The 17,802-nt window shown below is 63.0% G+C and carries 14 protein-coding genes and 1 pseudogene; 13 read left to right on the top strand and 2 right to left on the bottom strand.

Annotated features, from left to right (window positions below; genetic code table 11):
- The 3 genes from BLV94_RS05065 (at position 1) to BLV94_RS05055 (ending at position 3,498) form a co-directional block, all read left to right on the top strand.
- Positions 1–789, top strand: coding sequence for a coniferyl-alcohol dehydrogenase (locus BLV94_RS05065; protein ID WP_072946463.1), 789 nt, complete (start codon positions 1–3; stop codon positions 787–789).
- 80 nt (positions 790–869) lie between these two features.
- The gene (locus BLV94_RS05060; RefSeq protein WP_167372130.1) at positions 870–1,583 is read left to right on the top strand and encodes a VOC family protein; all 714 of its coding nucleotides are present in this window, start codon (positions 870–872) and stop codon (positions 1,581–1,583) included.
- A 517-nt stretch (positions 1,584–2,100) separates the two neighbouring features.
- Positions 2,101–3,498, top strand: a complete 1,398-nt coding sequence (locus BLV94_RS05055) for an MFS transporter (RefSeq protein WP_167372129.1) — start codon at positions 2,101–2,103, stop codon at positions 3,496–3,498.
- 164 nt (positions 3,499–3,662) lie between these two features.
- Here the strand turns inward: BLV94_RS05055 and BLV94_RS05050 are convergent, their stop codons facing one another.
- Positions 3,663–4,253, bottom strand: coding sequence for a TetR/AcrR family transcriptional regulator (locus BLV94_RS05050; protein WP_072946466.1), 591 nt, complete (start codon positions 4,251–4,253; stop codon positions 3,663–3,665).
- 501 nt (positions 4,254–4,754) lie between these two features.
- On the opposite strand from BLV94_RS05050, the pseudogene BLV94_RS50465 reads away from it, so the two are divergent.
- A pseudogene (locus BLV94_RS50465) lies at positions 4,755–5,050 on the top strand (ATP-binding protein); the annotation flags it as partial.
- 329 nt (positions 5,051–5,379) lie between these two features.
- Here BLV94_RS50465 and BLV94_RS05040 read toward each other — a convergent pair.
- Positions 5,380–8,676 carry a protein kinase domain-containing protein gene (locus BLV94_RS05040; RefSeq protein WP_072946467.1) on the bottom strand — a complete coding sequence of 1,099 codons (3,297 nt, stop codon included), beginning with the start codon at positions 8,674–8,676 and terminating at the stop codon, positions 5,380–5,382.
- Between the two features lie 357 nt (positions 8,677–9,033).
- Here BLV94_RS05040 and BLV94_RS05035 point away from each other — a divergent pair, with 357 nt between their 5' ends.
- The 9 genes from BLV94_RS05035 to BLV94_RS04995 all read left to right on the top strand — a co-directional run bounded on the left by BLV94_RS05035 (position 9,034) and on the right by BLV94_RS04995 (position 17,622).
- Complete coding sequence (locus BLV94_RS05035; RefSeq protein ID WP_167372128.1) at positions 9,034–10,029, top strand: VOC family protein; 996 nt, start codon at positions 9,034–9,036, stop codon at positions 10,027–10,029.
- A 129-nt stretch (positions 10,030–10,158) separates the two neighbouring features.
- A complete protein-coding gene (locus tag BLV94_RS05030) occupies positions 10,159–10,929 on the top strand; it encodes an SDR family NAD(P)-dependent oxidoreductase (protein ID WP_072946469.1) in 771 nt (256 codons plus the stop codon).
- Positions 10,930–10,984: 55 nt separating this feature from the next.
- Positions 10,985–12,124, top strand: a complete 1,140-nt coding sequence (locus tag BLV94_RS05025) for a serine hydrolase domain-containing protein (RefSeq protein WP_170063579.1) — start codon at positions 10,985–10,987, stop codon at positions 12,122–12,124.
- Positions 12,121–13,506, top strand: a complete 1,386-nt coding sequence (locus tag BLV94_RS05020) for an MFS transporter (protein ID WP_072946471.1) — start codon at positions 12,121–12,123, stop codon at positions 13,504–13,506. The genes BLV94_RS05025 and BLV94_RS05020 overlap by 4 nt, the downstream gene beginning before the upstream one ends.
- 115 nt (positions 13,507–13,621) lie before the next feature.
- On the top strand, positions 13,622–14,890 hold the full coding sequence (locus BLV94_RS05015) for a cytochrome P450 (RefSeq protein ID WP_072946472.1): 1,269 nt from the start codon (positions 13,622–13,624) through the stop codon (positions 14,888–14,890).
- An 11-nt stretch (positions 14,891–14,901) separates the two neighbouring features.
- Complete coding sequence (locus BLV94_RS05010; protein ID WP_307718322.1) at positions 14,902–15,204, top strand: 2Fe-2S iron-sulfur cluster-binding protein; 303 nt, start codon at positions 14,902–14,904, stop codon at positions 15,202–15,204.
- Complete coding sequence (locus tag BLV94_RS05005) at positions 15,201–16,454, top strand: NAD(P)/FAD-dependent oxidoreductase (RefSeq protein WP_072946473.1); 1,254 nt, start codon at positions 15,201–15,203, stop codon at positions 16,452–16,454. Before BLV94_RS05010 ends, BLV94_RS05005 begins: the two co-directional genes overlap by 4 nt.
- On the top strand, positions 16,454–16,930 hold the full coding sequence (locus tag BLV94_RS05000) for an HtaA domain-containing protein (protein WP_074933605.1): 477 nt from the start codon (positions 16,454–16,456) through the stop codon (positions 16,928–16,930). Before BLV94_RS05005 ends, BLV94_RS05000 begins: the two co-directional genes overlap by 1 nt.
- A 137-nt stretch (positions 16,931–17,067) precedes the next feature.
- The gene (locus tag BLV94_RS04995) at positions 17,068–17,622 is read left to right on the top strand and encodes an NAD-dependent epimerase/dehydratase family protein (RefSeq protein WP_072946475.1); all 555 of its coding nucleotides are present in this window, start codon (positions 17,068–17,070) and stop codon (positions 17,620–17,622) included.
- Positions 17,623–17,802: the final 180 nt, after the last annotated feature.

Raw genomic sequence — 17,802 nt, 5'->3', positions numbered from 1 at the left:
ATGTCCCTGAAAGGCAAAACAGTTGCGCTGACCGGAGGCGCCGCTGGTATCGGAGCTGCGGTTCGCGAGACCCTGCTGACCTGGGGTGCGGAGGTAGTCGTGCTGGACCGTACGGATCCCCAGGACGAGCGCGTGAAGTTCATCGCGGTCGATCTGTCGGATCCGGACTCGATCGAGAACGCAATCGCGCAGCTGCCTACGGAACTCGACGGCCTCGCGAACGTCGCCGGCGTGCCCGGCACGCAGTCACCGGAGCTTGTCATGCGCGTCAACTACCTCGGACTGCGTGCCTTGACGGAGCACGTCATCGACAGGATCAGGTCGGGAGGCGCGGTGGTCAACGTCGCCTCGATCGCGGGCGCGAGCTGGATGCTGCATCTCGAGAAACTGGCAGAGCTGGTGACCATCGAGGACTACGACACCGCCCTGAAATGGTCGGTGGCGAACGCGCCCGCCCGCGGCGCGGACGCTTACGAGTTTTCCAAGGAAGCGGTCCTCTACTACACCAAATGGCGTTCGCATTCCGCATGGCAAAAGGGTGTCCGAATGAACGCGGTGTGCCCCGGCGCGACGGCGACCGGCATCCTCGAGGATTTCAAGGAGTCCATGGCCCCCGGTGCGATCGATTGGTCCGAGCAGCTGCTCGGACGCCACGGTAAGCCGGAGGACGTAGCGCCGATCGTCGTATTCCTGCTCGACTCGGTGTCCGGATTCATCAACGGTGCCGACATTCCGGTGGACGGCGGACTGGTGGCCGGACTGACCGTCGGCGCCATCTCGCAGGGTTGAGCAGCCATCCCACAGGTCACCGAAGTCCCGGACCGGTGTGGACGATTTCTGAGGAACAGAACTCGCTAAGGAGCGCAGGCGTGGAGATAAACGCGCGATTGACGCAGGTCGCAACGTTGGTCGGCGATCTGGACAAGGCGGACGCCCAAGTCCGCGACCTCTTCGGATTCGAGGAGGGATATCACGAGTCCGGAATGGCCATGTTCGGCCTGGAGAACACCGTCCAACCGATCGGGGAACGTCAGTACCTCGAGGTGTGCGGGCAGTTGCGTGAGGGCGAATCCCAACGACCCGTCGGTGGTCGCCGTGGAAACGGCGGGTACATGGCGATCGTCGAGGTTTCCCGACGCGAGGACATCGCGCTTTGTCGACAGCGGCTCGCGGCACAGGGGCTGCGTGTCGTTCACGAGATCGTGCAGGACGAGTACGAATCGATCCACGTGCACCCGCGAGATCTCGGGACGATCGTCTCGTTCGACTGGAACGGTGGACCGTGGCCCGGGATCGCGGCCGACTGGCAAGGTCCGATCCGAACTGATGTCATCACGGCCATTGCGGGAATCGAGCTGCGGTCCGCGTCCCCGGACGAGTATGCGAAGAGGTGGGCCACCGTGCTCGGACTCGACGTCGAGAACGGCGTGGTGACACTTCCCGGCGACGGATCGACAGTGCGATTCGCCGGCGGTAGGAGCGACGATGAGGCAGGCCTCGATGTCATCGACTTCGTTGCAACCGCGCGAACCAGGGCTGGAGAATCACACGATATAGGGGGAACCGAGTTCAGGCTCGTATAGACACACCTACTCCGCTCTGAACGGCGAAGGTCTCTGGCCGTGAAGTGATTCTGTTTCGACAGTCGCTTCACCGCCGGAGACCTTTGTGGTTCCGCACCCTACTGCCGACCGCAGGCAGGGTCGACGCGCCGTGTGATGAGAGTCGGCGTGCGCATTGACAGTGATGTGAGACACAGGTAGCTTCCTCCTGAACCTAATTTGTAACTGAGTTTTAAGCGGGGCGCACTGCTCGGTCACCGGGTGAGGTCGGTGGAGGCTGCTCGGGCACGCGCAACGCTGTCCGCACGCACGCTTCCCGCTTCAGTTCCGCTGCGAACGACTTCCCCGTATTCCGGAACGGTGAACAGCTTCGATCCCGAGGCTTGACCGACCGACGGGCACCACCCACGAGCACCTCTCCCCATCGTCGCCTCGACAGTGAGTTCACGGAAGGCAAGGCACAGATATGAGACTCGACGAATCCACGGACACGGGTGTGGCGCACAGCCGAAATTGGCTCGCCGTCGTGTTCGTTCTCATGCTCATCGAAGTCGCAGGGTACTTCGAGCATGCGATGGTATTGGGGGGAATACCCTTCTTCGCCAACCTGTTCGGAATCGACTACGCCGCCGCATCATGGATCATCACGATCTTCATGCTCACGGGTGCGGCATCGGCAATTGTCGGCGGCAAGCTCGGCGACATGTACGGGCGCAAACGCATGGTCCTCATCTTGCTGACGATCTCGATCATCGGCTCGCTGATCACCATCGCCTTCGCCAGCTTCCCCGCGCTTCTGGTGGGACGCGCCCTGCAGGGCACGAGCGCGGGCATCCTCCCGCTCCTCATCGGCATTGCACGCCAGGTGCTCCCGGCGAAGCGTGTCCCGGTGGTCATCGCAATGATGACCGCAGTCGCGACCATCACCGGCGGTGTCGGCCTGTTCATCGCCGGCATGTTCATCGATGCGGGCGCGTGGCGCCTCATGTTTGCCGCATCGGCGACGTTCTGCCTACTTGCGTTGCTCGCTGCATGGTGGGTCCTGCCGCGGGTCCAGGCGTTCCAGACCGGGACGATCGACTGGGTGGGGGCAACGCTCCTGGCTCCGTCGCTCATTGTCCTTCTCTACGGCTTGTCTACCGCATCCAAGAGCGGTTTCGACAATCCGCTCAATGTGGTCTGCATCGTTGTCGGAGTGGCAATGCTGGCGGTCTGGACCTGGTGGGAACTGCGGGCCACGTCGCCACTGGTGGACATTCGCCTCCTGATCAGTCCCCGGACGGGCAAGACGATGCTGGCGACGCTCTTGGCCGGTTTGGCGCCGCTCAGTGCGTACACGGTCTACTCGCCGCTGATTGCACTCAGTCCCGCCGAACTGCCCATCGGGCTCGGCATGACGTCGACGATGTTCGGATTGATCGCAATGGTGGGGTCCGGTGTGACGCTGGCGATGTCGCCTCTTGCAGGGGTTCTCGCGAGAAAGCGCGGGGCAGCGGTGGCCCTTATCGTCGGCGTTGGAATGATGATCGTGCACTTTGCGGGATTGATGCTGCCGTTGCTCCACAAGAGCATTCCCGCCTATATCGTGTTGTCCGTGCTCGCGACCGTCGGCACCGCGTTCATCATGTCGTCGGTGTACAACCTGATCATCGAATCCGTCCCCGCGGAAAGTACGAGCGAGTACGTAGGCATCGCCCAGGTCATCAGAAACGCGACGACGGCCATCACGACGGTTATCGTCTCCGCAATGCTCTCGTCGTCGGTCGTCCCGGGAACCACCGCTCCGACGACCACCGCGTGGAACATGACGATGCTCTACGTCATCACGGTCTCTGTTCTCGTCATACTGGTGGCCCTACTCATCCAAACTCGGCGCAGACAGTCCCGTTTCGATGGGACGTCCGAGTCCGACCAGGTCGCAGTTTCGGCGCACTGACCCCGACCTCCGAGATCGACGTGCCCGGTGGAGCCGGTTATCGGAAAACACGTCGATCTCGGCAGGTCTGGCGGCACCGCGCAGGGCTGGACACTCGGCCCCGGTCGGGCTCCATCGAATCCACGAGCGAGGCGGGTGGTCTTGGAACTCGTCCTTGCTGCAGATCACTCTCTCCACTGTTGAACCCTGCTCGACAGCATCGACATCTGTTGCATGCGAAATGCGGTGCGCAAATATTCGCGCAGGTCGTTGACAGGAGATCGCCCTTCGCTCCACATTTGCAGGGCCACCCGCAGCGTCGCAAGGGCATTGGACAAGACCAGGCGTTCGTAGAGGCCAACGCGATGTCCGCGTTGAGCGAGAACTTCCTCGAACCGCTCGTGTGGTTCAGCGACGTCGCCGCGTCGCTTCCGTTGCATTAGAGGCTGCCCGCACTCGATCAATTGGATCAGGGTTGCAACCTGTCTTGGGGTAGCTTCGGTGGCGCACGCGACCTCGATCAGGGCGTGTTCGACAGCGTCACGAAGCGACTCGTCTGCCGGACGCGCACGAATGACTTCGGCCACGTGGTGATGCATGACGTCGATCAGGTAGATGAGAGCATCTTCCTTGCACGTAAAGTAGTTGTGGAACGTACGGGGCGATACGCCCACTTCCGCTGCGATGGTTTCTACCGTGGCAGATTCGCGGCCAGGGTCGGTCAAGTGGCGAAGCACCGCGGTCGCGAGTGCCAGGCGCGTCGCTGCCTTCTTCACACCGCGTAACCCACCTTGCTTCACGAGGCTTACTGCCTGCCAGGTGAGGAGGTGATGAATCCCGCATCGGGGTCCGTGCCCAACGGGTCGACGGTGTGCAACCTGAACGCGGGTGACGCCGGCCTCCAGACCGACGCGTGCCCTGGCTGTGGAAGATGCCGAATCCAGCCGGTATGCGCGTGTAGGAGATGCTCGGTGGCGGCGGTCATCACTCTCGACCAGAAATCGCCTGCGTGTGAGGGTAATTCTTGAGGCAGGTAGCCTGGTGTCCGGTCCCTCACGAATCGTCCTTCGCTAATCGTTTCGATAGGACGCGGTCCCTCTCGCCACGCGCCCTGTATCGGATCGGTGCCCTTCTGCGCCACCGCGAGGCCGCCGTGCGGTCCGCTCGGGAGAGCGAGGGTGGATAATCGGAAGGACTCGTGAGCGATATTGTATCAGCGTATCAAACACGGTTCTAATACTGCGGTTCTCCGGCGGAAACCGACTGAGCCGAGCTTCGGCCTCGGGGTCGCCGCGTTCCACGCCGGACACAGAGTCCGCTACCTCACCGCCGCAGACCTCGTCGCCACCCTCTACCGGGTCCTGGCCGATACTCCACCGAGCACTGCGTGCGGGGCGGTACCCCCACCGTCGGCAAGATCATCGTGGCCCTGCTATGGGCGGATCTGTTCGTCCTCGACGAGGTCGGCTTCGCGCTCCTGGACGACACCGGCACCCAACTGCTTTTTCGCCTCGTCGCCGGCGCCTACGAACGCCGATCCCTTGCGATCGCCTCACCCTGGCCGTTCGGGCAAGGGGCCACTTCCTGCCGAACACATGAGGTGAACGGCCCTGAACTGCCAGGCCTACATTTTCAGCATGGTCGCTGCGGGAATGGTGTTCATTCTTCAGAAGCTCTCCGCGACCGTACATGTCGGAATTGCGGGTCTGTCGCCAGCGGCGAGCCATGCTGCTCGAATCATGGCGAGGAACCCAAAGAGATCACGTCGCTGTGAGGGTTTCGATGCCGGCCCGGTGCGTGTTTTCCCGGGAGCGAGAATGGCAGCTTCGCTGAGCCTGAATGTCTCGCTCTGGGGAGATGCCCTCAGTCAGGGCTCCAGGGGCGTGCCCAGAGCAGCCGATATTAATGGTTCTGATCTACCACCCACGCTGCGATCTGTGCGCGCGAGGTGAACCCGAGTTTGGCGAGTACATGTTCGACGTGACCCTGCGCTGTTCGGGGCGAGATAACCAGACGAGTCGCGATCGCCCTGTTGGTCAACCCTTCAGCGACCAGCGCGGCGACTTCGCGCTCTCGTTTGGTCAGTTGCGCCGAGGGACCGGCAGCTGCCACGGGCGGCGTGCCGGGGACGCCCTCATCGAGGGCGTACGAGGCGGCACCGGCGAAGTCCAGGGACTTGCCCTCTTGATAGGCGGCGTCGAAACCGTGCATACCGAGAGCCTGACGCGTCGCGCGTATGCAATCATCATGAAATTCGCGGAGATGGGTAAAGAGAACCTTTGAGCTGCCCACCGATTCCCGCAATGATTCCGCGGCCCCCATGAGGACGACCGCGCCTTTCGGATCGCGGTCCTCACCCGCGACCCACGCCATCGCCTCGAGGCACAAAGCAGCGGTAAGTGGATCATCGACCTGCCGCGTCAGTTGCAGGGCCTGCTCGAGCAGTCGGAGGGAGCGGGCGCGATCGCCCTGTTTCCAGACTGCGACGGCCATCGCCCGCAGCGCGTATGACCGGTACACGGAATCTCCAAGTGCTTCCGTAGTCACCAACAGCTGGCTGTGGCATGCGATGGCCTTGTCCCACCTACCCAGTTGCTCGTATGCCAAACCGAGCTCATCGAGAATGCCGATCTGCAGCGCGTGGTCACCCAGCCGACTGAACAACTCGAGGGCTTTCTCGAGGCGAAGGCATGCGTCTGTGAGGGCACCACTGAAGAGCGCCAGGAGGCCTTCGGCATGCACTATGAGTGCATTTGCTACCGGGTTTGCAGACTGGTTGGCGAGAGTTCGTGCTTCTGCGACACGTGCCGCCCCCGTCTCCAGGTCGTGCTGGATCTCGGCGAGGACGCTGTCCGCGCACAGTGCCCTGATCCGCTCGATGGTCGGGTGACCGGAATCGCGGGACAGGAGTTGATCGAGCCAGCGCCGTCCCTCGCCCAACAAGCCGCGAGAATTCCAGAACAGGAACAGTGCCGCAGACATGCGCAGCCCTTTGATCGGATCGTCGACGAGGCAGAAGTCCAGCGCCTCCCGAAGATTCGGCTGTTCCCGCTGAAGCCTGGCGATCCACTCCAGTTGCCGTGGACTGATCCACTCGGTCTCAGCGTCGAGCGCCAACTGCAGGTACCAGTCTCGATGCCGCCGTAGAAGTTCCGATCGATCGCTGTGCTGCTCTGCCTTCTCGGCGGCGTACTCACGCAGGGTGTCGAGTAGCCGGAATCGCACAACCGTGCCATGTTCCTCCCGGATCAGTATCGATTTGTCCACCAGTGAGGCCAATGCGTCCAGGAGTTCGTCCGGTGCCAGGTCGATACCGCATATCTGTTCGGCCGCGTCCAGTTCGAAGCTGCCGGCGAAAACGGACAGCCGTGCCCACACCAGCTGCTCCTGGGGTGTGCATAAGTCGTGACTCCAGTCGATGCACCACCGCAGTGTCTGTTGCCGCATCGGTGCACTCCTGTTGCCACGGGTGAGGAGGGCGTAGCGGTCGGTCAGCCGGTGCAGAATTTGCTCGGCGGACATCGCGCGTAATCGCGCGGCCGCCAACTCGATCGGCAACGGCAACCCATCGAGTCGTTGGCAGATCAGGGCCACAGTGGTCTTGTTGTCATCGGTCAGTGTGAAGGTAGGAACTGTTGCGGTGGCCCGTTCAGTGAACAATGACACCGAGTCGTACTGGGGTAAGCCCCGCAGTGAGGGCTGGTCGGGGTCGGGCACGACGAGCGGCGGTACTCGCAGCGTCATTTCGCCACCGATGCCGAGGGACTCGCGGCTCGTGGCGAGAATCCGCAGTCCAGGACTGCTGCGCAGCAGTCTCTCAGCGAGGCTCGCTACCGCGTTCACCAGTCGCTCACAGTTGTCGAGGACCAGCAGCAGTTCGCGCGGGGCAAGGAACTCCAGTAGCACCTCGTCCATCGGCCTCGACGACTGTTCCCGTAAACCCAGCGCCACCGCCACCACGTCGATCAACAACGTCTCGTCAGAGAGATCGCCCAACTCGACCAGCCATACACCGTCAGCAAAGCCGCGTTGCACGGTGGTGGCGGTCCTCAGCGCGAGCCGCGTCTTGCCCACACCACCAATTCCGGTCAACGTCACCAAATGGGATTCCGAGAGCCGTTTTTTTGCCTCGGCCAGCTCTTTTCTGCGACCGATGAAGCTGGTGAGTTCCACGGGAAGGTTTCCTCTTGAACCCTTCTTGAGCGGTAGTGCGAAGGGTTTTCGACCAACTGGAGTACCCCCAGTGGGGCCAGGATTCGCGTAGTCATTGTTCGGCTCCGCGAGCGCCTCACCAGGCGCTGACTGGAGAACCATCGCGTCGACTGCGAACCCGAGCCGGGCTTGGATTTCTCGAAGCTCGTTGCCGATCGCCGCGGCGGAGGTCTGCCTGTTCTGCGGACTGTCGGACATGGCACGTTCGACGATCGCGGCAAGGTCGTCGGGTATGCGCTGGGTGCGCAGGTCCGGGACGGGTTCAGCGGTGAAGCGTAAGAATTGCGCAATGATGTGCTCGCCGCTGCGGCGTTCGAACGCCGCATGGCCGGTGAGAGCGCAGAACAGTGTCGCACCGACGCTATAGAGGTCCGAGGAAGGGGTCGGTGGGTCGCCCTTGAGTACCTCCGGCGCCGTGTATGCCGGTGACCCGGTCACCGTGCCTGTGGCGGTCACGAATCCGCCGGAAATGTGGGCGATGCCGAAGTCTGTCAGCGCGGGTTCACCGTAGTCGGTGAGCAGAATGTTCGCGGGTTTGATGTCGCGATGCAAGATCCCGAGCCGATGGGTGGTGTCGAGGCCGCCGGCCATTTTCACGCCGACCCGCAGGGCTTCTTGGAGCGGCAACGCCCCGTGTCGGCGGATCTGCATGTCCAGCGAACCTCGGGGGTAGTACTGCATGACGATGAAGGGGCGACCGCTGGCGGTGGCACCGACCTGGAGGACATTGACAATGTTGGGGTGTCCGGTCAACCGGCCCATCGAACGCTGCTCGCGGAAGAAGCGTGCCAGATTCTCCTCGTCGAGGTCGGCCGTGAGGATTTTGACGGCCACAGTGCGATCCAGGGCCTCCTGTCTGCACCGATAGACAACGCCGAACCCACCCCGCCCGATCTCGTGGGCGTCGTCCAACCCGGCGGCTTCCAACTCTGCGGTGACCGTGGCGACCGCGTAGCGCTGTGTCGGGGGAGGATCGTTCTCGGCCATCAGCTTCGATTCCGCACGCCCCGCACTTACGTTGACGTTAAGCGGCCATGAGCGCTGCCGGGGGGCGGGTTGCGACGAGCGCACCATGTGGTCTGGAACGTCCTGAGCACATCACGTCCAATCATCATCTCGATGATGCGCTCTCAGGATATCGCTGTCAGGTGCGAGCGGCGGGCATTCGCCTCGCCGCGCGAGGATGAGAGATCGCTCCGGCGGGCGAGCCTCGGGCCGTTTCAGTGGCTCGACGGGTGCGCTGCGTCGTTCGACCGCAGCTGGGACAGTTTTGACGGAACAGTGTTTCTGCGAGGACAGTTCGCTAATGTGCACTCTGTGTATCAATTAGCAGAGAGTGGTTTCATGAACGAAGAGCAAGCGGGCGGAATCGCCCTGGGGCACCGTATTCTTCGGCTCTCCCACGTCGTGGTGAATGTGAGCGACGCGGAGCGATCTCGGGAGTTCTATGAGGCAACCACCCCGCTCCGCACTGTCTCGCGACTCAGAGCTCCCTCCCAGCGGTTCGCTGCTTTGGGCATCGACAGTGGCGAATTCGAGGGATACGTCCTGGATGACGGCACTGCCGGTCGCCCCGGTCAGGTTCACCTCGTCGAGTGGAAGACTCCTCGCCCCGTGGGCAAGCCCTATCCGGTGTTCTGGCACGTTGGGATCGCGAAGCTCGGGTTCGGGACCAAAGTTCCCGCCGAGAAGCGGGTCGCGCAGTTGGCAGCGATGGGCGTCGAGCTGACGAACGAGAAGATCGTCCGCGACTACGTCACATTCACCGATCCCGACGGGATGGTGCTGTCCTTCTATCCGGATCCGGTGAAATCGGCTCGCTATGACCACTGGGTGCACGTCAACGCAGTGGCGACGGACGGCGACCGTTCGACGACGTTCTATCGTGATTACCTGGGCCTTGACCACCACCTTGACGTCTTCACAGACAGACCGTTACCTGCCTCGCAGGGCCCTGGTTCCGACCGGGCGCAGTGGTCGAGTCACATGTTTGCTGCACGTGGTGACAATCGGCTGAGCATCGACATGACACAACCGCTCTTCCCTCCGCCGTCGCCGGAGACATCGACGGTCTATGAAGAGGCTCACCACCTCGGAATCTCGCGCATCGGCTTCGAGGTCGACGACATCGATGCAGTCCACGCGTTGTTGCAAACCGTGCCGGCGATCGGCCAAGCCCCCGGGATTGCGGGGCCACCCGAGGTGTGGAACTTCGGTCCTGACTACGGCGAGCGCAAGGTCCTGTCTCTGCGTGATCCGGACGGAATCCGTCTCGAGTTTGTTGAGAAGCCTCCGCGGGCGGAGTCCAGCTACCTGAGATTCGCGCCGCCGCAGGAATGACTGCCGGGACTCGTCACGATGTTCCGTTAGGCAACTTTTTTACGCAATGCAAAGTTCTGTATTGCCAAGCACCAAACTATCAGCAACGATGATCCGAGTTACGGATCAACTCAACACGCGGGAGGTTTCATGAACGGGCTGGTCGATAAGCGGATCGCCGTGGCAGGCGGGGCTACCGGGATCGGTGCAGAAACCGCCCACCGACTGGCCGCAGCCGGTGCAACGGTAGCCATCGGTGACGTCAACCTCGAGCGCGCAAAGGAGACCGTCAAGGACATCGAATCGAACGGCGGCCGGGCGACTGCGATCCAGTTCGACCTCTCTGACGACGACTCGGTCAACTCGTTCATCAAGCAGTCGGCCGAGTTCATGGGCGGTGTGGACGGGTTGTTCAACGTCGGGGCCGAGATGACCCCTTCGGTCTTCGAGAACGACCTCACCGTCCTCGACACTGACATGGATGTCTGGAAGCGCGTGCTCGACGTCAACCTGTTCGGCTACGCCCGCACCACAAAGGCCGTAATTCCCTACATGCTGGAGGCGGGTTCCGGTGCCATCGTGAACACCTCCTCGGGTGCGGCCTTCTTCGGGTTGCCGAATCGCGTCGCCTATTCGGCGTCCAAGGGTGGCGTCAACACCCTGACGCGCCACGTCGCAACCGTATGGGGTAAGCAGGGCATCCGCTGCAACAGCGTCTCGCCGGGGATGGTGATGGGCGAGACCCAGAAGCGGATGGGCCACACTGCCGTCCACAAGGAGGTTCTCAGCCTGATCCGGCACACCCGTCTGGGAGAACCCGCCGACATTGCCGCTGCGGTGACCTTCCTGCTCTCGAGCGACGGAGAGTGGGTCAACGGCCAGTGCTGGAACGTAGACGGCGGCCTCAACCTGCGGGACTGACGGGTCAAACAGAGAGACACCACGCATGGGTCACCAGTCGTACGACGATGATGGCATGCTGGACGCCGCGATCGCACGCTCCCTCGAACTGGGGGAACGAGGGATCCAGGTTGCGGTAATGGTCGGCAACAACCTGGTGGCCGAGGCGTGGGGTGGTGTCGCCGACGACACCGGCCGGCCTGTTGACGAGCGAACGATCTTCCCGGTGTTCTCGGTCACCAAGGCGGCCACGGCGCTTGCAGCCCACGTCCAGATCGAACGTGGTCTCATCGATCCCGATGCGCCAATGGCGACGTACTGGCCAGAGTTCGGTCGTCACGGCAAAGACACCATCACCCTGGCCCACGTGCTCGCTCATCAGTCGGGAATCCCGCAGATGCCAGCGAACGTCACGCCTGAGTTGATGTGCGACTGGGATTGGATGATCCGCGAGATCCAGGAGTTCAAGCCCTACTACCCGCCCGGCACAGCCAACACCTACCAAGCGATCGTCTTCGGCTGGCTGGTCGGCGAGGCAGTACGCCGTACCGACCCACAGCACCGACCCTTCGCCGATTTCGTCCGCGAGGAAGTCATGGAACCGGTGGGCATCATGGACTTCTGGCTCGGGGTCCGCTCAGAGGACCTCGCGCGAGTGGGGGTGCTGGTCTCCGACCTCGCCGGCCCGGGCGGTGTCCTCATCGAGGGCGCCACCGAGGCCAGTTTGGCCGCCAAGCCCGACGCGGTGGCGCTCGACGCCCCTGTCCACAACCGGCACGATGTCTGGCAGGCCTGTCTGCCCGGAACCGGCGGCATCGCGTCGGCACGAAGCGTTGCGCGCCTCTTTGCCGTTCTCGCGAACGACGGTGAACTCGACGACCATCGTCTCTTGTCGCCGGAACGAGTACGCGCGATGCTCGAGCCGCGCGCCATGAGCAATATCCCGGACATGGTTCTCGTCGGGGGAAACCGCTGGTCGCCACCCATGGGTGCCGGGGGACTTTGGCATGGTGGGACCTTGCTGGGCGACGGGCCGGGCGTCCTGTGTCACGCTGGGCTGGGCAACTCCATCGGCTTTGCCGACGTGGACAAGGGCTACTCGGTCGGAATCACCCACAACCGCCTCTTCACCGACGACACGGTCACTGGTGAGCACCCCTTCGCGGCAATCGCCGAGGCAGTGAGCGAGATTCTTGCCCGAATTCAGGGGCGATGAGCAGGCTCACCTTCTCGATTCTCGCCACCGGGGCTGCGGCGTTCGCGATGCTGCAATCGGCTGTCGTGCCGACGCTCCCGCGGATCGCTGCGGAGGTCGGGACCGATCAGCACTCGGTAACCTGGGTCCTGACTGCGTTCCTGCTCTGTGCCACGGTTTCCACGCCGATCGTGGGACGGCTCGGCGACATTTACGGCAAGAACCGGTTGCTCGTCATGTCGCTGGGCCTGTTGGCCATCGGCTCGATCGCGTCGGCCATTGCGCCCAACCTCTCCGTGATGATCGCGGCACGAGTGATCGCTGCGGCGGGTGCGGGCGTCGTGCCCCTGTCCTTCGGGATACTGCGCGACGAGTGCTCCCCTGAGCGGATGGCAAGCGCGACAGCAACATTGTCGGCTTTGCTCGCTGGCGGGGCAGGCCTCGGGATGGTCGTGGCAGGTCCGCTGGTGGACTGTCTCGGCTATCTGTGGCTGTTCCTGCTTCCGGGCCTCGTCCTCGGAGTGGCGGCGATCGGTGCGGCCCTCACTGTTCCTTCCTCTCCGGTCCGTTCGCCGGGGCAGTTGCCCATTCTGCCGGCCGTACTGCTCACGGCGTGGCTCGTCCCGTTCCTGATCGCGGCCAGCCGGGCGCCCAACTGGGGTTGGGGCTCCGTTCGCGTCGTCGGGCTGTGCGGCACCAGCGTGGTCGTGTTCGGGGTCTGGTGGGTGTGTGAGAGCCGTGCTGCGCAGCCACTCGTCGATACCGCGTTGGTGCGTTCGCGCGGGATGTGGCAGACGAACCTCATCGGGCTCACCGCCGGCGCCGCCCTTTACGGAGGCTTCGCATTCCTGCCGCAATTCCTGCAGGCGCCCCCCTCGTCGGTGGGCTCAGGGTTCGGAGTTGGAGCGACAGGGGCGAGTCTGCTTATCCTCGCGCACCCGGTGATGTCATTCGTGGGGGGATTCGTCGCAGGTGAACTGGCACGCAGCGTCGGCGCCAAGGCGCTCGTCGTGGCCGGATGCCTCGCTGCGTCGGGCTCGATGGCGCTCATGGCGTTCAACCACGCATCGAGAGTGGACGTCATCGTGGCAAACGGACTCATGGGCGCCGGAATGGGGTTCATGTTCGCCTGCCTCACGCCCTTGATCTTTGCCGCTGTTCCCGCGGAGCAGAGCGGGGTTGCCGTGGGTATCAACACGACCTTGCGCGCCCTCGGCGGCGCGATCGGGGCGGCTGTCGTCCCGGCAATCATCGCGTCTCAGGCCGTGGTGGCCGGCTATCCCGCGGAACAGGCGTACGTCCTGGGATTTCTTGTCATTGCTGGGCTCATGCTGTGCGCGACTATATGCGCTCTTCTCATTCCCTGCGTTAGACCTGGGACCCAACCGAGTGTTGATAAATGAGCTGTTTACAAGAAAATTAGCAATCTGTACACTTCGTGAATACTGAGACTGACGCCGCCTACCCTGCAGCGGGTAGCGCTGGCGCACCGAAGTCCAATCACAAGGAGACACAGGCATGATTGCCACGGACTTGCGAAGCATCGACGCATCGATCATGGAACCGGCTTGGTATTCGAACCTGGACTTCCTGGAGGGCTTTCGGCAACTCCGTGATGAGGACCCGGTCCGTCTCGTCGAAGCGCCCAACTACCCCCGACCGTTCTGGGCCGTCACGCGGCACGAGGATGTGAAGTGGTGCTTCCAGAACGCCCAGCTGCTGAGTAGTCGGGAGGGCGCACGCATGCCGCGCGCAGCTACTCGGACGACGGCTGAGCGTCGGATCGAGCTGGGCCTCGACACCCGCCTCGACTACCTGGATGATCCGGTCCACGCGATGTACCGTCGGCCGCTGAACAAGCACTTCAGTGTCCCTGCGGTCAAGAGACTTGGCTCTGACATTGCCCGCTACGTCAACGAGATCGTCGACGACATCGCCGAGAACTCCGAATTCGAGTTCATGGAGGATGTCGCGGCCAAGCTGCCGACCATGGTGATCGGTACCCTCCTGGGCATTCCGCGGGAAGAGTGGTCCTACCTGCAAAACGTCACGATGCGTATCACCGCTTTCAACGACCCCAGGTTCACCGTCGACAACGACCCACTCAAGACGTTCTCCGATGCGTACGCCGAACTCCTGGACTACGCCGGGAATCTCGCGATGGATCGCCGAAAGAATCCGCGTGATGACTTCGCGACGATCATGGGCCAGATGAAGGTGGACCATGAACTCCTCAGCCCCCGCGAGGTCCGTTCACCGGTGGTGGGGATGATCCTGGGCGGTTTCGACACGACCCGGCTTGCGCTCGGTGTCGGCGCGTGGCAATTGGTGGAGAACTCGGAGCAGCGGCGAGCCATGCTCGATGACCCGGCTCTTGTGCTCGGGGCGGTCGACGAGACGGTCCGCTTCGCCAGTCCCGCGCGCAGCACGGTCCGTGTGGCCAACGAGGACTTCGAACTACAGGGCAAGCTGATCCGCACCGGAGACTGGGTCTCTCTCGTGATCATGTCAGCGAACCGCGACGAGCGCGTGTTCGAGAACCCGCTGGAGTTCGACATCCGCCGCGCGCCGAATGACTACCTGTCCTTCGGTGAGGGCATCCACAAGTGCCTGGGTCGCAACCTGATCCGCCTCGAGCTGTCACAGTTCTACTCGATATTTTTCTCCCGCTTGCCCGACCTCGAGATCGTTGAGCGGCCGACATGGGTCGTGGATACGGCGGCTTCCGGTTTGTCGGGCCTCACGGTGCGCACCGGCAAGGTACTGCCCGCACAGTCGGCCAACTGAGGCCAGGAGGAATGACGATGGTCAATGTTCGATTCAAGGTCAATGGTGAGGTCGTCGCGGCCAAGGGGGAGCCGGGCGACAGCATCATGCAGGTGGCGGTGCGGCAGCAATTGCCCAGCATCGAGGGTGAGTGCGGAGGCGAGTTGTCCTGCGCCACCTGCCATGTCTATGCCGACACTCAGGGCTTCCGCCCGCTCTCGGAGGAGGAGGGCGAGCTGCTCGAGCTCGTGGAGGAGCGAGCGGACAACAGCAGACTCAGTTGCCAACTCATCCTGCGCGAAGAGATGACCGACATCGAGGTCACCATCCCGTGACGATCCGCACTTTTGATGTCCTTGTCGTCGGGGGTGGCCATGCCGGGGCGGCCGTCGCGCATGAGCTGGTGTCTCGCGGCTACGAGGGACGTGTCGGGATCATCGGCGCCGAACGACACCTGCCCTATGAACGTCCGCCGCTGAGCAAGGCGTACCTCAAGGGTGAGGCGACCGCTGAGAGCCTGTTGATTCGTGACGCACAGTTCTGGAGTGATTCGCAGATCGAACTGATACTTGACGACGCCGTCGTGTCGGTCGATGCCGGTGCACACACCGTCACCACGAGCAGTGGGGACTTCCTGAGGTATGGGTCACTCGTGTGGGCGACCGGCGGCTCGGCCCGGCGGTTGGGGGCCGCTGGCGAGGACCTGTCAGGTGTTTTGACCCTTCGGACGCTCGATGATGCCGCGGCTGTGAAGGAGTGCTTGACCTCAGCGCAACGATTCGTGATCGTCGGTGGCGGCTTCGTCGGACTCGAAGCCGCGTCCGTACTGCGAGGTTTCGGAATCGAAGTCACGGTGCTCGAGGCTCAGGAGCGGCTGCTGCAACGTGTGACCAGCCCGGTGGTGTCGGATTACTTCCTGCGCCGGCATGTCGCCGAGGGTGTCGACGTCCGACTCGAGGCTATGGTCACCGAGATCGAGGGCCGCGATGGACACGTCACCGGCGTCCGCCTCACCGACGGATCCAGCATCCCCGCCGATCGGGTGCTTGTGGCGGTTGGTCTCGTGCCTGCAGTCGAACCACTATTGGAAGCAGGCGCGGAAGGTGCCAATTGTATCGTCGTCGACGAATACGGACGTGCCAGTTTGCCGGACGTCTATGCCGCCGGTGACTGTGCTTCGTTCCCCCACGCGGCCCACCCATCGGGTCGGGCACGCATCGAATCTATCCAGAATGCGACGGAGCAGGGCAAACTCGTGGCCGCGTCCATCATGGGTGAGGCGAGTCCCTATGATCCGCAGCCCTGGTTCTGGTCGAACCAGTTCGATATCAAGTTCAAGACTGTCGGCTTGGTGATCGGATACGACGCCACCCTGATCCGCGGAGATGAGGATTCGGATTCGTTCTCGGTGGTCTATCTCAATGGTGACGTAGTGGTGGCCGTCGACACGGTGAACCACATGCGTGACTATGTCGGCGCCCGCGCAGCGGTCGGTCGCCGTGTCGACCTGAGCCGCATCGGCAACGGGGCCGAGCCGCTCAAGGCCGTCGTGGTAAGTGGCGAAGCCGTCCCGCAGCAGACGTGATGGAGGCCGTACGTGCGATGGATGCAGGGGCCGGCCTGCACTGGGCATTTCGCGAGTCCTTCCGGGAGTATGTGACGGCGATCGATGACGGTCGCATCGATCGCCGTCAAGTGGACCTGGATGCCATGGGCAGGTTTGTATTCCGGCGGTCGGGACGATCATCCCGGTCTCTCTGGGTCTTCGAGGGGCGGGTCGACTTCTGGGCGCATTTCGGCGTGCTCAACTTCAGCCTGTATGACGTATGCATCGAATTCGGACCACGACCGTGTATTTCCGTCGGTCCGCAGACGCGAGAGAAGGAACGTGTCGTGCTCGCGGAGCTCGAAGAGGTTGCGGCACAGGTTCCCGGAACCCATGAGTTCACGGCAATGCTGACTGCGGACGGCGCTCGCGTGCTCGGGGGCGTCTATTCCGTCGGAGATCCGCTCGAGCGGCTGACCGTGTCGCCCGTCGGTTGCTCGCTGAGCCGCGACTAACAACTGTGAAAAAGTTTTCATTGTGAAATTTTGTAAACAAAAGGTTGGATTCTTATCGCAACGCGAGTCCTAGTGCAGCATGTCATATGACGTAACTCACCGCGCCGACGGTGCAAGCGCGCCACAAAGGAGTTCCAATGGCCGGGACCGGTTCGATCGAACTCGTCATCGGGGCAAGCGGATACCTGGGCTCGCATGTGACGCGGCAACTGGTGGCACGCGGCGATCGGGTCCGCGTACTCGCGCGAAAGTCAAGCTCCCCTGCGGCTTTCGACGACCTCGATGTGGAGATCCGCTACGGGGATCTCGCCGACCGGGAAGCTCTGCGCAGCGCCATGTGCGGGCCGGCCAAGGACGAGGTCGCGGATGAGAACTTCGAGTTCAACTGGGCGAAAGAGGGCGACGAATATGTCAGGACCCGTGTCGAAGCCGAGAACCTGGTGCTCGACTACGCGCGCAATCGGGGCCTGCCTGCGGTGGCGATGTGCGTTGCCAACACCTGCGGTTCCGGCGACTATGCACGCACCGGTCAGGGACAGTTGGTGATCGATGCCGCCAGCGCAAACCACCTGCGGTGGGCCGACCTCTACGACACGGCCGCCGAGACAGCGAAGGCACCCGCGCCGCGAGGAGTGCCGCTGGCGGTGTTCACCGGCTTCGGCCTCGTTGGACCACGGCAAGGCAGAGCGTGAGCTCGGCTGGAAGCTGTCACCGGTTAACGAGTCGATTCGTGCGGCCGTGGACTTCTATACGGCCCAAGGAATGGTTCCGCAGCGGTCCGTCGCCGCACTTGATGCCTGATCGCGCGATCATGCCCGGTACGAAACAGCGCATCTCGAATACATGAGCCAGCTCAAACATGGACCTACGAC

The sequence above is a fragment of the Rhodococcus koreensis genome (assembly GCF_900105905.1).
GTDB lineage: Bacteria > Actinomycetota > Actinomycetes > Mycobacteriales > Mycobacteriaceae > Rhodococcus_F > Rhodococcus_F koreensis.
The sequence above is the reverse complement of the archived record's forward strand: the minus strand, read 5'-3'. Positions and strand labels throughout refer to the sequence as shown.

What these genes read in the sequence shown, in the direction of transcription:
- BLV94_RS05065 (WP_072946463.1), top strand. Translation starts at nt 1, where the DNA reads ATGTCCCTGAAAGGCAAAACAGTTGCGCTGACCGGAGGCGCCGCTGGT.
- BLV94_RS05055 (WP_167372129.1), top strand. Translation starts at nt 2,101, where the DNA reads ATGCTCATCGAAGTCGCAGGGTACTTCGAGCATGCGATGGTATTGGGG.
- BLV94_RS05040 (WP_072946467.1), bottom strand. Translation starts at nt 8,676, where the DNA reads ATGGCCGAGAACGATCCTCCCCCGACACAGCGCTACGCGGTCGCCACG.
- BLV94_RS05035 (WP_167372128.1), top strand. Translation starts at nt 9,034, where the DNA reads ATGAACGAAGAGCAAGCGGGCGGAATCGCCCTGGGGCACCGTATTCTT.
- BLV94_RS05030 (WP_072946469.1), top strand. Translation starts at nt 10,159, where the DNA reads ATGAACGGGCTGGTCGATAAGCGGATCGCCGTGGCAGGCGGGGCTACC.
- BLV94_RS05025 (WP_170063579.1), top strand. Translation starts at nt 10,985, where the DNA reads ATGCTGGACGCCGCGATCGCACGCTCCCTCGAACTGGGGGAACGAGGG.
- BLV94_RS05020 (WP_072946471.1), top strand. Translation starts at nt 12,121, where the DNA reads ATGAGCAGGCTCACCTTCTCGATTCTCGCCACCGGGGCTGCGGCGTTC.
- BLV94_RS05015 (WP_072946472.1), top strand. Translation starts at nt 13,622, where the DNA reads ATGATTGCCACGGACTTGCGAAGCATCGACGCATCGATCATGGAACCG.
- BLV94_RS05010 (WP_307718322.1), top strand. Translation starts at nt 14,902, where the DNA reads ATGACGATGGTCAATGTTCGATTCAAGGTCAATGGTGAGGTCGTCGCG.
- BLV94_RS05000 (WP_074933605.1), top strand. Translation starts at nt 16,454, where the DNA reads ATGGAGGCCGTACGTGCGATGGATGCAGGGGCCGGCCTGCACTGGGCA.
- BLV94_RS04995 (WP_072946475.1), top strand. Translation starts at nt 17,068, where the DNA reads ATGGCCGGGACCGGTTCGATCGAACTCGTCATCGGGGCAAGCGGATAC.